This is a genomic window from Streptomyces sp. NBC_00663 (genome assembly GCF_036226885.1).
Lineage (GTDB): Bacteria > Actinomycetota > Actinomycetes > Streptomycetales > Streptomycetaceae > Streptomyces.
The window spans coordinates 1,743,936-1,758,221 of record NZ_CP109027.1 but is presented as its reverse complement, the minus strand read 5'-3'; the positions used below and the strand labels follow the sequence as shown (position 1 = coordinate 1,758,221).

At 73.4% G+C, this 14,286-nt stretch carries 12 protein-coding genes; 7 read left to right on the top strand and 5 right to left on the bottom strand.

Annotation, left to right across the window (positions count from 1 at the left end):
- Positions 1-83 precede the first annotated feature (83 nt).
- The 4 genes from OG866_RS07990 to OG866_RS07975 all read left to right on the top strand — a co-directional run bounded on the left by OG866_RS07990 (position 84) and on the right by OG866_RS07975 (position 3,711).
- Complete coding sequence (locus OG866_RS07990; protein WP_329332808.1) at positions 84-710, top strand: hypothetical protein; 627 nt, start codon at positions 84-86, stop codon at positions 708-710.
- Positions 711-874: 164 nt separating this feature from the next.
- Positions 875-2,122, top strand: a complete 1,248-nt coding sequence (locus OG866_RS07985; protein WP_329332806.1) for an aminotransferase class I/II-fold pyridoxal phosphate-dependent enzyme — start codon at positions 875-877, stop codon at positions 2,120-2,122.
- The gene (locus OG866_RS07980; protein ID WP_329332804.1) at positions 2,119-3,270 is read left to right on the top strand and encodes an MBL fold metallo-hydrolase; all 1,152 of its coding nucleotides are present in this window, start codon (positions 2,119-2,121) and stop codon (positions 3,268-3,270) included. Before OG866_RS07985 ends, OG866_RS07980 begins: the two co-directional genes overlap by 4 nt.
- Before the next feature lie 18 nt (positions 3,271-3,288).
- Complete coding sequence (locus tag OG866_RS07975) at positions 3,289-3,711, top strand: ankyrin repeat domain-containing protein (protein WP_329332802.1); 423 nt, start codon at positions 3,289-3,291, stop codon at positions 3,709-3,711.
- Here OG866_RS07975 and OG866_RS07970 read toward each other — a convergent pair.
- Positions 3,708-4,334 (bottom strand): DedA family protein, encoded by a 627-nt coding sequence (locus OG866_RS07970; RefSeq protein WP_329343980.1) that lies wholly within the window; start codon positions 4,332-4,334, stop codon positions 3,708-3,710. The two genes, OG866_RS07975 and OG866_RS07970, sit on opposite strands and share 4 nt — an antisense overlap.
- 2 nt (positions 4,335-4,336) lie before the next feature.
- Positions 4,337-5,110, bottom strand: a complete 774-nt coding sequence (locus OG866_RS07965) for an MBL fold metallo-hydrolase (protein ID WP_329332801.1) — start codon at positions 5,108-5,110, stop codon at positions 4,337-4,339.
- Between the two features lie 83 nt (positions 5,111-5,193).
- On the opposite strand from OG866_RS07965, the gene OG866_RS07960 reads away from it, so the two are divergent.
- From OG866_RS07960 to OG866_RS07950, 3 genes are all read left to right on the top strand, one after another.
- A complete protein-coding gene (locus OG866_RS07960) occupies positions 5,194-5,595 on the top strand; it encodes a hypothetical protein (RefSeq protein ID WP_329332800.1) in 402 nt (133 codons plus the stop codon).
- Between the two features lie 97 nt (positions 5,596-5,692).
- Positions 5,693-7,759: a phage holin family protein gene (locus tag OG866_RS07955; RefSeq protein WP_329332797.1), complete on the top strand. Its 2,067-nt coding sequence runs from the start codon at positions 5,693-5,695 to the stop codon at positions 7,757-7,759.
- A 76-nt stretch (positions 7,760-7,835) separates the two neighbouring features.
- Positions 7,836-8,264, top strand: a complete 429-nt coding sequence (locus OG866_RS07950; RefSeq protein WP_329332795.1) for an OsmC family peroxiredoxin — start codon at positions 7,836-7,838, stop codon at positions 8,262-8,264.
- A 140-nt stretch (positions 8,265-8,404) separates the two neighbouring features.
- Here the strand turns inward: OG866_RS07950 and OG866_RS07945 are convergent, their stop codons facing one another.
- From OG866_RS07945 to OG866_RS07935, 3 genes are read right to left on the bottom strand one after another with little or no spacing between them, the layout of a single operon-like run.
- The gene (locus OG866_RS07945) at positions 8,405-9,409 is read right to left on the bottom strand and encodes an NAD(P)/FAD-dependent oxidoreductase (RefSeq protein WP_329332794.1); all 1,005 of its coding nucleotides are present in this window, start codon (positions 9,407-9,409) and stop codon (positions 8,405-8,407) included.
- The gene (locus OG866_RS07940; RefSeq protein ID WP_329332792.1) at positions 9,406-11,190 is read right to left on the bottom strand and encodes a LodA/GoxA family CTQ-dependent oxidase; all 1,785 of its coding nucleotides are present in this window, start codon (positions 11,188-11,190) and stop codon (positions 9,406-9,408) included. Before OG866_RS07940 ends, OG866_RS07945 begins: the two co-directional genes overlap by 4 nt.
- An 18-nt stretch (positions 11,191-11,208) precedes the next feature.
- A complete protein-coding gene (locus tag OG866_RS07935) occupies positions 11,209-14,115 on the bottom strand; it encodes a hypothetical protein (RefSeq protein WP_329332789.1) in 2,907 nt (968 codons plus the stop codon).
- Positions 14,116-14,286: the final 171 nt, after the last annotated feature.

Genomic DNA, 14,286 nt, shown 5'->3' with positions numbered 1-14,286 from the left:
GTCGGCGTTGAACGCGCGCGTCCTTCGCGTGTGCGGGCTGTGATGGGTGTAGTGACCTGTCCGCGGTCTAAGGAGTTTCGTTCATGCGCCGCACCGTCCGTGCCCTGTCCGTTGCCGTTCTGGCCGGTGCCGTGGTGGGCGTCGGGGGATCGGCCGCTCTCGCGGACCCGGCCGCTGAGGTCAGCCCAGGCAGCGTCGAACCCGGCGGCAGTGTCACCATCTCGGTTTCGTGTGACCCGGTCACCGCTGCCGCGCCCGCCACCATCGAGGCCACCTCGCAGGCCTTCGACGAAGGGACCGTGCAGTTGCAGCGGGTGCCCGGGAACGACGGTGCCGTGACCGGGGCCGCCTATCGGGGGACCGCGCGGATGGGATCCGCGGGGGACTACGGGGACGACTCGGCATGGACCGTGGACGGGACGTGTCCGGGGGCGGCCGGGGCGCAGGGCAAGCCGTGGAGCGCGACGTTCGACGTGGCCGGCGGCAGCGGCAGCGGTGACGGTGGCGGTGGCCGGCAGGGCTGCACCGAGCCCCGTGTCGAGCCGTGCCCGACTCCCAGTGCGCCGGTCCAGCAAGGCGTGCACGCCGGTGCCGGCGGGGCCTTCACCGACTCCGTACCAGCGCTGGTCGCGGGCGGTGTGCTCATCGCGGGCGCGCTCGGCGGCGCCGTGTACCGGGTGCGGCGCCGGTCGCCCCGCGCGCAGTCCTGACGCGGCCCGGCCGGCCGCCTTGTGACCGGCGCAACGCGAGCGGCCCCCTATCGGCACACGCCACCCTGGGTACGCGGAACGTGGGGGCGCACGCCCCCGCCGGGGCCGGCGAAAGGACCGGACACCCGACGGCCCCGCGACACAGCAGCCACCCGGAGGTACGGATGCGGCGCACGGACCCCGAAGGCCACGGGCCGGTCCGCTACGGGCCGCCGTTGCCGAACGACGGGCTGCCGGTACTGCCCGAACTGTCGGAGGTGCTCGCCGCCGCGGCGGCCAGGGGCGGCAGCGAACCCGTCGGCGGCGGCACCGCCCTCTCGGACGCCACGCGCGGCTACTGGGCCCGGCGTGGACTCTCCGCCGGGCCCGATCGCGTCGTGGCCGCCCCCGGCGCTCCCTCCCTGCTGCTCGCGCTCACCGCGGCCCTCGGCGGCGACGTCCTGGTGCCGCGGCCGTGCGCGGCCTGGTGGGCGCCGTACGCGCGCCTGTTGGGAAGACCGGTGTTCCATGTGGCGACACCGGCGGAGGGCGGCGGGGTCCCGGACCCGTACGCCCTGCTGGAGACCGTGCGCCGGGTGCGGGACGAGGGCGGTGACCCGCGGCTTCTCGTGCTGTCCGTGGCCGACGACCCGACCGCCACCGTGGCGCCGCCCGAGATGCTGCACGAGGCCGTGGAGGCCGCCGCGGGCGAGGGCCTGCACCTGGTCAGCGACGAGACCTGGCGCGACACCGTGCACGCCCCGCACGACACCATGTGGCTGAGTCCGGCCGAGATGCTGCCCGACCGCGTCACCGTCGTCACCGACCTGGCCGGCGCCCTGCTCCCACCGGGCTGGCCCGCCGCGATCGCCCGCTTCCCCGAGGGGGAGGTCGGCGACGGCCTACGCGCGCGTGTCCTCGACGTGCTGACCGCGCTGGGCGCCCGCGTGGCCGCCCCCGTCGCCGCCGCGGCCTGCTACGCGCTCGCCGAACCCGAGCCGGTGACCGACCGTCTCGCCGCCGCCGTACGCCTGCACGCGCGCGTGGCCGCCGCCGCGCACACCGCCGTCGTCTCGGCCGGCGCCCTGGCCCGGCCCCCGCAGGCCGGCCGCCACCTCTACGCCGACCTCGGCCCGCTGCGCACCGCCCTCGGCGCGCACGGCGTCGGCGACGCACAGGACCTGGAGGAGTTCCTCACCGCCCGGCTCGGCATGCCGGCCCCCGGCGGCCACCGCTTCGGCGACGACCTGGGCGCCCTGCGGGTCCGGCTGTCGACCGGCGCGCTGCTCGCCGGGACGGACGAGGAACTCGAGGAATGCCTCAGTTCGACCACACCGTTGGAACTGCCACACGTGCACCGTGCGTTGATCACTTTGCAGTCGGTATTCGACGATCTCCGCGACGACGCTCAGCGATGGGAGCCTCCTCGATGACGCAGCAGTCCACGAGTACGGCCGGTTCGAGCAGGACCGGTTCCAGCAGGCCCGGTTCGAGCACGAGCACGAGCACCCGGGAGACCGACGATCCGGCTACCGCGTCACCCCTCGCGGCACCGTCCGCGCCGCCCTTCCCGCCGCTCGCCGAACCCCGCCCCCTCGGCGAGCGCCGGGTCTGGCCGCGCACCTTCCACGACCGGCTCACCGCCCCCCTGCCCGGCCTCAAGGCCATGGCCCGCTTCGCCCGCGAGGGCTCCGTGCGGCCCGGCCGCGAGGGCCTCGCCGACATCCCCCGGCTGCCCTTCGAGCCGGGGCCGCCGCCCCGCGTCGACGCCCGCACCATCGCCGTCTCCTGGGCGGGTCACGCCAGTTGGGTGGTGCAGATCGGCGGCCTGACCGTCCTCACCGACCCCGTCTGGTCGCGTCGTATCCTCGGCACCCCGGCCCGGATCACCCCGGTCGGGATCGCCTGGAGCGCGCTGCCGCGCGTCGACGCCGTCGTCATCAGCCACAACCACTACGACCACCTGGACGCCCCCACCCTGCGCCGACTCCCGCGCGACACCCCGGTGTTCGTCCCCGCGGGCCTCGCCGCCTGGTTCAGGCGCCGCCGGTTCACCCAGGTCACCGAGCTCGACTGGTGGGAGGCGGCCGAACTGAACGGCGTCCGCTTCGACTTCGTCCCCGCCCACCACTGGTCCAAGCGCACCCTCACCGACACCTGCCGCAGCCTGTGGGGCGGTTGGATCCTCACGGCTCCGGACGGCGGGCGCGTCCACTTCGCCGGAGACACCGGTTACGGCCACTGGTTCTCCCGCATCGGCCGACGCTACCCCGGCATCGACCTGACCCTCCTCCCCATCGGCGCCTACGACCCCCGCTGGTGGCTCAGCGACGTCCACTGCGATCCGGAGGAAGCGGTCCGGGCGGCCCAGGATCTGGGGGCGAGACGCATGGCCCCCATGCACTGGGGCACGTTCGTCCTGTCGGCGGAGCCGGTACTGGAGCCGCTCACCAGGGTGCGGGCCGCCTGGGAGAAGGCGGGACTCGAACGGGGGGACCTGTGGGATCTGCCGGTGGGCGGATCCAGGGTGTTGGGCCGCACCTCGACGCATCGCAATGCGATGGCCGCCCCGCCCTCATGATCGCTAGCCTCACCCACCATGAACCGACGACGACGGAAGAAGCTCTCGCGCCGGCTCTTCGAGGCGACCCTCGCAGGTGACGTCGCGCGCGTGGCGGCGCTGCTGAGACGGGGAGCGGACCCCCGGCGACCGTACGGCGACGGGTCCACTCCCCTCTATCTCGCGTCCGTGCAGGGAGAAGCCGGGGTCGCCCGCCTTCTCCTGCGGGCCGGGGCCCACCCGGACACGGAGAGCGGGGGAGACGGCTCCGAGGGCACACCGCTCTGCGCCGCCGCCTGCTGGGGGCACACCGAGGCGGTACGGGAACTGCTGGCGCACGGCGCCGACCCCAACCTCCGTGAGGACCGCGGAACCGGCTGGTCCCCGCTGGAGTGGGCACACAACGGCCCGCACCCGGCGACCGCCGACCTCCTCCTCACGGCCGGAGCGAACCGGCGCTAAGCCTTCGCGGTCCTGCGTACCCGGCGCCACACGCTCGGCGCCGTGCTGACCGCGACCGTCAGCACGATCGCCGCCACCACGCCCTCCCAGGGCTCGCTGAACAAGGAGCCGCCGAGGATCCCGATCAGCTGATACGTCACCGCCCACGCCAGGCAGGCCGGAAGGTTCCCGCGCGCGAACCGCCGCAGGGGCCACTTCGCCATCAGACAGGCCAGCATCACCGGGATCCGGCCCGCCGGCACCATCCGGGACAGCACCAGCACCGCCACCCCGTGCTCGGCCAGCTTCTCCTGCGCCTGCGTCAGCCGGTCCTCGGGCGCCCGGGACCGGATCGCCTCCAGCCACCGCGACCCGTTCTTCGACCGCATCCCGCGCCGCCCCAGCCAGTACAGCGCGATGTCCCCGAGGAACGCGGCCAGCGAGGCGGTCACGAACACCAAGGCCATCGAGAACGGCGCCGTCTGATGGAACGCCACCACGGCAGCCGAACTGACCAGCGCCCCCGTGGGCACCACCGGCACCAGCGCCCCGATCAGCACCAGCAGGAACAGCGACGGATACCCGAGCGCCTGCTGCGTCGACTCGGGCGGCACGGTTCTGGCGGCCGCCGCCAGCCATGCCACCGTCACCGGGCCACCTCCGGGCGCACACTCTCCCCGTGCGCGAGCCGATGCACCGACACGCCCGGCGCACGCTCGGCCGCGAGCCGCACGAACTCCGCGCCGGGGGCATGGAATTCATGGGGGCGCACGGCGTCCATCCCGATCGGCCAGTACGTGCCGTAGTGCACCGGCACCGCGCTGACCGGGCCCAGCCGGCCCAGCGCCTCGGCGGCCCGCCCCGCGTCCAGATGTCCCTCACCGAGGTACGGCCCCCAGCCGCCGACCGGCAGCAGCGCCACGTCGACCGGCCCGACCTCCTTCGCCATGTCGTCGAACAGACCGGTGTCCCCGGCGAAGTAGGTGCGGGCCTCCCCCTCGACGACATAGCCGAGCGCGGGGGAGCGGTGCGGTCCCACGGGCAGCCGTCGTCCGTCGTGCCGGGCCGGCACCGTCCGTACGACCAGGTCCCCGATCACCGTCTCGTCGCCCGGCGCCACCTCACTGACCTGGAGATGGGCGAGCCGGCGGAGCCCGGGCACGGCACGGGGCGCGCCCCGGGGCACGAGCAGGCGCGTGCCCGGGGACAGCCGCTCCAACGACGGAATGTGCAGATGATCGGCGTGCAGATGGGAGACGAGCGCCACGTCCGCGCGCCAGGCGCCGGGCGGTGGCACCGCGCCCCGACGGCGGCGCAGATGGGCGAGGCGGCGGGCGAACAGCGGGTCGGTGAGCACACGGACGTCCGAGTCCTCGACCGTGCAGGTCGCGTGACCCCACCAGGTGATCTCCACCGGCACCTCTTTGCCTCCTTCGCGCGACTCCCCGAAGCCTACGGGCAGGAGTAGGGTCGGCGGCGAAACCCGGAGGTGAGGGGGACGCCATGGGACCGGTTCGCGTCACGGCGATCGCGAGTCTGACGCCGCTGGAGGAGCTGGAGGCCGACCCCTTCCTGGTGGACGCCCGCAGTCAGCACGCGATGTGCGCCCGCTGGGCCGCCGAGCAGGGCTACATCATCAGCAGGGAACTCCTCGTGCGGGGCCTGCGTCCCGACCACTGTGTGCTGTGGGACGGCGTCCGCCCCGGCCTCGACCTCTTCGTCGCGCCCAGCCGCCGGGTCCTGGAGAGCGCCCTGTCCTCCGTGGAGGACTTCCTCACCGAGTGCGCCCGCCGCGGGGTGCGGGTGGAGACCGTGGGATCGGCGGAACCGTCGTACGACGCCCAGATGAAGGCCAGCATCCACCGCCGTCTCTCGATGCCGACGGCCGGGTACGACGGCCGCTAGCGGCCACCCGGCTTCACCGGGGGAACTCCCGCCCGTTGTGACAGGGTGGGGCCAGGCCCGCGCCGACGACGGGCCGGGGACGTGAGGTGTACGGGGCGTGCGAGGCGGGCGTTGGCGGCGGATCGCCAGTCAGGCAGGGCGGAGCGTCGGGGTGTGGGCGGTCTCCACGATCACCATGCTCGTCCTCGCGGGCATCCTGCCCGACTTCCAGCTCAGGTCCGCGGACGGCGACAGCGCCACCGACATCGCCGTCACCGCGGCCCTCGGCGCCGGTGCCTTCGGTGTCCTGTCGGCCCTGGTCTGGCCGCTCCTCGTACGGCTCCTGCTGCTGGTGCCCGCCCTGGTGCTCGGGCTCCTGGTCTTCGTCCTCAACGGCTTCCTGCTCCTGCTGGCGCTGCGCCTGAACCCGACCGAGCGGGGCGCCGCCGCGTGGGAGACCGCGGTCGTGGTCGCCGCCGTGATGTCGGCCGTCGCCTCCGCGACCGGCGCGGCCCTCGCCGTGCGGGACGACGACGCCTACCGGCGGCGGCTCTACCGGCTCGCCGACCGCCGCCGCAGGGGCGGCCCGATCGCCCCGTCCGCGCCGGGCATGGTCTTCCTCCAGCTGGACGGCGTGGGCCACGACGTCCTGCGGGTCGCCGTCGGCACCGGCGTCATGCCCACCCTCGCCCGCTGGCTGGACAGCGGCACCCACCGGCTCACCCCGTGGCGCACCGACTGGTCCAGCCAGACCGGCGCCAGCCAGCTCGGCATCCTGCACGGCAGCAACGAGGACGTGCCGGCGTTCCGCTGGTACGAGAAGGACAGCCGGGTGGTGATGGTCTGCAACCGCCCCACCAGCGCCGCCGAACTCCAGCGCCGGGCGGTCGAACGCACCGGGGACGGCGGGCTGCTCGGCGCCGACGGCGCCAGCCGCGGCAACCTCTTCAGCGGGGGCGCCGACGAACAGGCGCTCGTGCTGTCCATCGCCACCCGCAGGCGCAGCCGGGAGACCCGGTCCCGCGCGGGCTACTTCGCGTACTTCTCCGACCCGGCCAACGCCGTGCGCACCGCGCTGTCCTTCGTCGCGGAAGTGGGACGGGAGATCGGCCAGTCGACCCGGGGCCGGGTCCGCCGGGTCCGGCCGCGCGTCCGGCGCGGGGGCCTCTACCCCTTCATCCGGGCCTTCGCCACCGTCGTGGAACGCGATGTCGTCGTCGCCGCGGTGATGGGCGACATGCTCGCCGGACGCACCGCCGTCTACGCCGACCTGGTCGCCTACGACGAGGTCGCCCACCACTCCGGGCCGATGAGCCGGGACGCCGAGAAGGTCCTCGAACGCCTCGACCGGTCCCTGGCGTTGATCGAGAACGTCGCCGAACACGCCCCGCGCCCGTACCGCGTCGTCGTCCTGTCCGACCACGGACAGAGCCCCGGTGAGACCTTCCAGACCCGCTACGGCCTCACCCTCGGCGACCTGGTGCGGGCCGGCTGCGGACTGCCCGTGCCGCGCAAGGCGCAGCGCACCCACAGCGGCGCCGAGGCCCGCGCGGCCGTCCGCGCCGCCCTGCGCCGACCGGTCGAGGAGGGCCGGGAGGAGTACCGGCCGTCGCGCCGCAGCTCGGAGCCGCTCGTGCTGGCGTCCGGCAACCTCGGCCTGATCTCCTTCCCGGACGTGCCGCACCGGATGAGCAAGGAGGAGATCGACGCCCGCCACCCCGCCCTGCTGACCACGCTCGCCAACCATCCCGGCATCGGGTTCCTCCTGGTGCGCAGCGAGGAGCACGGCGGGGTGGTGCTCGGGCCGTTCGGCACGGAGATCCCGGTCGACGAACTGGACGACAACCCGGGCCCGTTGGCCGCGTTCGGGCCGGGCGCCGCCGACGCCGTGCGCCGTACGCACGGCTTCGCGCACACCGCCGACATCATGGTCAACTCCTGGTACGACCCGGGCGACGGCGAGGTCCTCGCCTTCGAGGAGCAGATCGGCTCGCACGGCGGGCTCGGCGGGGCACAGGGGAGGCCGTTCCTGCTGTCGCCGGTCGCCCTGTCCGCACCGGTCGACGACGATGAGGAACTCGTCGGCGCCGAACACGTCCACCGCGTCCTGCGCCGCTGGCTGCGTGAATCCGACGGTCCCCAGGTGCCGCTGCCGCAACGTCAGGACGAACAGCGGGCGGCATAGGCGGGTGCGGTGCGCCCGAATGTGATCGGATGGGACACGGAACCCCTACTTGGGCCCATGTCTGAAAGGAAGAACCGTGGCTACCACGCGCTCCGCACACACCGTCTGGGAAGGCAACCTGCTAGAGGGCAACGGAGTCGTCTCCTTCGACTCCTCCGGCGCCATCGCCCAGCAGCCGGTGACGTGGGCTTCCCGCGCCCAGGAGGCGAACGGCAAGACCAGTCCCGAAGAGCTGATCGCGGCCGCCCACTCCAGCTGCTTCTCCATGGCGTTCTCGCACGCCCTGGCCGGCGCCGGCACCCCGGCCACCAAGCTCACCACCTCCGCCGACGTCACCTTCCAGCCGGGAGAGGGCATCACGGGCATCCGCCTCACCGTCGAGGGCAGCGTGCCGGGCATCGGCGAGGAGGCGTTCGTCGCCGCGGCCGAGGAGGCCAAGGTCCACTGCCCCGTCAGCCAGGCCCTCAAGGCCGTACCGATCACTCTGTCGGCGAAGCTGGCCTGAGCTGTGTCGCGTGGGTGCCGGACCCCTCTCCGGCACCCACGCGTCGGCGGGCCGGGTGGCGCTCCTCACTGAGGCCGATCGCGGCGGAGACCGCGCGGATCAGGTGCAGCACCACACGAGAAGCATTCCGCGGGCCATGCCTAACTCCCTTCCGCGCGCAGGGCCGTGAAGTGATGGGCACGGGCCAGTTCATGGTCGGCCGCGGTCGCGCGGACCCAGTCGGCGTAGGTCGCGAGCGTGCCGCCGGTTCCGGTCAGGGCTCCGGCGGCGGTGACCGCGGAGGCCGTGGCGAACTCGATGCCCTGGCCGCTGAGGGGGTCGAAGGTGACGGAGGCGTCTCCCACCGCCAGCCAGTCGGGGCCCGTGGGAGGGTCCGTGACGCCGGGGGAGAGGGCGCGGACCGTGAGGGCCGGTGAGTCGGCCGTGGGGCGGCGGGCGGTGGACAGCAGGCCGGTGCGGGGAAGTTCGGCGGCCCACAGCCGCTCCGGGCGGGGGCAGGAGCGGGGCAGCGGACCGCAGCGGGCCAGGAACAGGTCACCGCGCGGGCCCGGCAGGCCGTACCACCAGGCGCCCGGCACCGCCTCCAGAAGCAGCGCGGACTGCCCGGGATCCGTCGGCGCGACCCGTGCGGTGAGGGCCACGTGGGCCGGGCCGGAGGGCGTTCGTCGGCGCAGCCGCAGGGCGTTGCCGTGCCGTCCGGTCGCCAGGACCAGGAAACCGGCGGTGAGGTCCCGTCGTACGCCATGACAGGTCACCGTGACATGCCAGGAGGGCGGAGCACGGTGGAGGCCACGCACCGTGCCGTGTACGAGCACCGCGCCCGCCGCCTGTGCCTGACGGCGCAGGTGGGCGTCGAACCAGGCGCGTTCCACGGCCGCCGGACTTCCCCAGGGGTTGTACAGGGCGGGCCATGACGTGGGGGTACGGTCGCCCCAGAGGGAGATCGTCTCCGTGATCGTCCGTTCCGCGCCGACCCCGATGTCGTGGGCGGCGAGCAGGCGCAGCGCGCGGCCCGAGACCAGTTCGACGCCGCCGCCCGGGCGCGGTCCCCGGTCGACGAGCAGCACCCGTGCCCCGGCGCGCGCCAGCAGCGTGGCGCACACCGCCCCGGCCGGTCCTCCGCCGATCACGACGACGTCCGTCATGGCACGTCGGGAGCCCGGTCGGACTCTCCGAAGAGGCCCCCGCGGACCTCGACCACGAAGCCGAACTTCCACCAGTTGGCGAGCATCTCCTCGTACGAGGGCGTGGACGGTTCCCCGGAGAAGCCCACCGGCCAAGGGACCTCGATCCGGCTCCGCGTGGCCCGGTGCCAGGGGACCTGCGCGGGCGGCCGTACGCCGAAGTCGAACACCCACTCGGGGCGCTGCGCGGGCCACCACCCCCACAGCATGCTCGGCGGGAACGGGGAGTTGGCCACGGAGGACTCGGTCTTGCAGCGCAGGAAGTCCGCCTGCCACGGCAGCGCCAGCTGACGGGTGAAGTGCCCCGCCCGTATCGCCCCTCGGTCGCCGCGGTAGGTGGTGGGGGCGCCGTGCCGGATCCGGAAGGGGGCCTCGTACAGCGAGGGGTGGCGGATCTGCCAGCCCACCTCGATGCCCGGGAAGAAGGCACCGCCCGCACAGCTCTCCAGCGCCGCCCGGTCCAGCCCCTCGGGGGTGATGGAGGGCGCCGGACGTCCGGGTGGGAAGGTGCCCGTCGGGCGGGTGAAGTGGCCGTCGGCCCAGCGGCTCATCAGCGCGTACTGGGTGGGCGTGACGGTGAGCCGGATGTGCTGGTGGTGGACGCCGGCGGCCAGCGGATACGGCTCGTCGCCCAGGAGTTTCGGCATGTACGGCCAGGTGTCGGTGGCGCGGGCGTCCGGTGGCCGGAGCCAGCCGAGGATCGCCGCCCGCGCGGCCGCGTGGGCCGGCGACGGGTCCGTCAGCTCGGCCCAGTCGTCCAGGGTCTGATGCTTGCCGACGGCGCTCTTCAGCAGGAAGCCGGTGGCCGTGGCCCGGGAGAGGAGCGGGTGGATCTCCGTCGTGAAGTCCGGCTCGTACCTGCTCAGGACGGGTCTTCCGGCCCGCTTGAACTCCGCGTTGACCGCCGCGAGCGGCTGGAGGGCGCCCGTGCGGTAGACCGCCTCGTCGGACGGCAGGGTCAGGTGTCTGGCCGCCATGTCGTACAGCAGGTCGTACAGCGTGACGACGCCGGTCAGGGCCGGGGCGAAGTCGGGGGGAGCGCAGATCACCCAGGCCGGGGTGACCGGGAATCGGACGCCTTTGATGGTGAGGACCGCGGTGACCGGGCCGTCGGAGACGTCGTCGAACCAGCCGTCGTTGTTGCTGTAGTCGTCGACCGGTGAGGCGCCGGGCCGGCTCGTGGAGACGCCCCGGCCGCCGAGGACGAGGAGCCGACCTTCGGCGTCCGTGAGCAGCCTGCCCAGGGTGTCGATCGGTGGCACCGGTGCGGGTGACGGCCAGCGCTCGCTGCCGAGACCCCGGCTGGTGAAGTGCACCGGGCGCGCGCCGCGACCGGTGATCTCCCGGCGCCCCGGGTCGATGTCGAGGGTGCGCGGGGGGTGGCCGGCGTTGCGGCGGGGGGCCGGGGAGCGGTCCTCCCCGGCCATGCCGTCGAACTCGAAGAAGGACGCCTTGCGGTTGGCGAGGTGCACGGACCAGGTGATGGTCACTCCGGCGTCCGCCATGGACACCTCGCGGCTCACCTCGTACCGGCCGCCCTTCTCGACGTACTCGAAGACGCGGAAGCGTGCCGCCTGCGGTTTGATCCGGCCGCCGTCCTTGTACGGCGGGACCGTGGTGCCCGGCGGCTGGCCGGTGGGCGGCAGGCCCGGGGTCTCCGGGCCGATGAAGAACGTCGGGGCGTCGCCCAGGCGGGCGATGCCGATCGCCGGGTGGATCTTGTAGCGCCTGCGAGCGGCCACGGCCGCACCCCCCCCGTGTCAGTCGGCCGGAACCCAGTCGCCGTTCTCGTCCTTGCGCCAGGACGGCAGGGAGGCCTCGTCCCGCAGGACCACGAGGGTGGTCGGCACCCGTACGTCCCAGGGCTCGCCCTGCGGGACCTCGGCGCCCGGCGCCCGGTCGCGTTCGCGGATCTCCTCGATGATGTTCACGTACAGCGGGCTGGCGATCGGCGGCAGATCCCCGCCGTCCCACACCTCCCCGGACTCCAGGAAGTGCGCGACCGCCTGCTCGAATCCGGGCCGCACCGACACCACGACCCGGGCGGCACCTGCCCGCAGGAAGTCGGCGAGGTCGGGGTCGGTGTCCTGGATCAGCAGCCGCCGGGTCCAGTTCGCCTTCCGGCCCCAGAAGTAGGGGTAGAACAGGAACATCATCTGCTCCCACTCGAATGCCTGCTCGAAGAAGCGGATGTAGCGTCCCTCGGCCGCCGCCTCCGGCAGGTCCGGCTGCGGATAGCCCTCCGGGCTCAGGGCGATCGCCCCGAACAGGTCGTAGTGCTGGGCCGTGAACGTCTCGATCGCGCCCTTCTTCACCTCACCCCGGATCAGCAGGGCGTTCTGTGCCGGGTTGCTCCCCTGGAACTGCTGGGCCGCCTGCACCTGGAGGGCGGCCAGCCGGTCCTCGTAGTCGCGCAGCAGCTTCAGATACGCCTGGAGGATCGCCCCGTGGGTCTTCAGTTTCCAGTCCTCCAGGGCGCGTTCGGTGCGGCGGCACTGGATCTCCACGGCCACCACGAAGGCCTCGGCCTTCCAGGTCTTCAGGGCCAGCGGGAGCGCCCCCGTCTCGTCGGCGGTCGCCGCCCACCAGTCGTCGTTGTCCTCGAAGCGGTGCAGGTTGTTGCCGAGGGCCACGTCGACCAGGCCGCCGCTCCAGGCGTTGAACCAGACGCTGACATGGGCGGCCAAGACCTGGTAGCCGTCGGGGACCGGGATCTCGGCGGCCTTGGTGGCGCCGTCGTCCTCCTTGCCCTTGCCCTCCAGCGCCCGGGCGACGGCGACGAACGGCGCGGGCGGTGCCGTCACCCCGACCACCTGGTACTGCTGGACGAAGAGGCTGTAGTTCCACTCGCTGAGGTCAGTGGGCCGGAGCGTGAAGGGGGCCGGCTTCACCAGGTCCGCACCGGCCTTGGGCGCGTTGGTGGTGGCGTGCAGCAGGAACGCGGCCGGCTCGGGGAGCATGATGTCGTACAGCACGCGCTTGCCGTAGTTGAAGACCTGCGCCTCGTACACCTTGTCCACCCACTGGTACTGCCCGACGACCGGCCCGTCCCCGGCCTTGTTGTCGATGCCGTGAGTGTTGGTCTCCTCGAAGACCTCGACGGTCTTCACGACGCGTTCCTCACGGCGGCGCTCGAAGATCTTCGAGGTCGCGCGCTGGGTCACGTCCTTGCTGTAGCCGGTGGCGACCTTGGTGGACTCCTCCTTCGACTTCTCCAGCGAGAAGTCGGTGGACGCCTTGAACTCGACCACGGGACCGTACTTCCCGGTGAGTGAGAGACCGACCTTGAGGCTCGCGTCCTCCTTCTGGACCGTGCTCGCCTCGGTCTTCAACTCGAAGCGCTCGGTGCTCTGTTGGTCGCGTTCCTCCTCGCGCCGGGTCTCGGTCTCGACCGTGACCGTCTCCTCCGTGGTCCGGGCCCGTTTGTGGACCCGCTCCTTGAACTCGCCCTTGAGCACGTTCTCGACGTGCGCGAGCTCCCCGGCCTCGTACCGTTTCAGATTCTGACGTACCGTCAACAGGTCGCCGATACCGGCCGGGGCGACCGTTCCGTACGTCGTCGGCACGGTCACGGCGGCCATGCCGCCCCGCTCAAGGTGTCCCACGGCCGCGGCCCACGGCTCCAGATAGGTGTCGCCGGGCTTCACCATCCGGGTGTCGGCGAGCTGGAGGGAGCGGGCCAACCGCAGTTCCGGCTCGCGCAGTTCGAGCGAGAGGCGGTCGGCGGCGGTGGGGACGCCGACCCGGGTGAGATCGAGGCCGCGCTCGTCGAGGACGTCCCGCACCGCGGCCGGGAGCGCCTTCCAGACCGTGGACTTGAGGTGCAGTGGCAGACCGGCCGTGTGGACGTCCGCGCTCCCGCCGCCGTGCGCGGGCGCCAGGTCGTCCGGGTCCCCGTCCCGGGGTTCCGCGGCCGGTACCGGGGGGAGCGCGGCGGCGCCCGGGCGGGGGGCCGCTCGGTCGCCGGCCGTGGGCAGGGCCAGATGCTCCGGTGTCAGCCGGGTGAGGGTCTCGTAGGCGTTGAGGAGGCGGTCGCGTTCCGCGGTGAGCGCGTCCGTCGGGTCGTCGTCGTCCGTCTCCCGGGGCGGCCGGCGGTCGGTGCCCTGCTCGGTGGGGGCGGGCAGGGGGAAGACGTCCTCGGGAAGGAGCAGGGTGCGCTCCAGCGCCTCGGCCACGGCGCCCGCACCTTCCAGGGCGCGGTCCCGGTCGGCCACCCGCTCCAGGATCGCGGCGGCACGCAGCAGCACGGCCGCGTCCGCGATCCGCAGGCCGCCCTCGCGCCCGAGGACGACACTCGTCGCGACCAGGTCGCCGAGACGTTCGAGGTCGTGGGCGAAGGCCTCGCCCGCCCGTACTTCCTCGGCCTCGGCGTCGAAGCTGTCCAGCACCAGTGCGCGCAGGTCGCGCAGCTTGGTGTGCTCGGTGTTCGCCAGCGCCGTCGCGAAGTGTGGCCACCGTGCCCCGAGTGCGAGGTCGGCCGGTGAGCGCAGCGGATCGGCCTTGCGCTGGGCCAGGGCCACGCGGCGGACGGCGTCCCTGGGCTGCTCGCTCTGGAGCGCCTTGCGCAACTGGGCGCCGTAGCTCTGCGAGAGCCGTAGCGGCACGATCTTCGTCGCGTCCATCCGCTGAGCGGGCCTGGTCATCAGGAACCGGAACAGCTCTTCCATGGCACTCTCCCCCGAGATCCTCTGAGATCCCCCGGGATTCGCGGAGATCCTCTGAGATCCCCCGAAATCCCCGTGTTCCTCGCGGCGCGAGTGCGAGGACTGTGCCCGTCATGCTCAGGGCTGCCGTGGGGAGGGAACAAGGCGGATACGGGCAGTACCGCACAACTTCAC

Bases quoted from the DNA above. Each gene is read 5' to 3' on its own strand.
- OG866_RS07990 (WP_329332808.1), top strand. From the start codon at position 84: ATGCGCCGCACCGTCCGTGCCCTGTCCGTTGCCGTTCTGGCCGGTGCC.
- OG866_RS07985 (WP_329332806.1), top strand. From the start codon at position 875: ATGCGGCGCACGGACCCCGAAGGCCACGGGCCGGTCCGCTACGGGCCG.
- OG866_RS07980 (WP_329332804.1), top strand. From the start codon at position 2,119: ATGACGCAGCAGTCCACGAGTACGGCCGGTTCGAGCAGGACCGGTTCC.
- OG866_RS07975 (WP_329332802.1), top strand. From the start codon at position 3,289: ATGAACCGACGACGACGGAAGAAGCTCTCGCGCCGGCTCTTCGAGGCG.
- OG866_RS07960 (WP_329332800.1), top strand. From the start codon at position 5,194: ATGGGACCGGTTCGCGTCACGGCGATCGCGAGTCTGACGCCGCTGGAG.
- OG866_RS07945 (WP_329332794.1), bottom strand. From the start codon at position 9,409: ATGACGGACGTCGTCGTGATCGGCGGAGGACCGGCCGGGGCGGTGTGC.
- OG866_RS07935 (WP_329332789.1), bottom strand. From the start codon at position 14,115: ATGGAAGAGCTGTTCCGGTTCCTGATGACCAGGCCCGCTCAGCGGATG.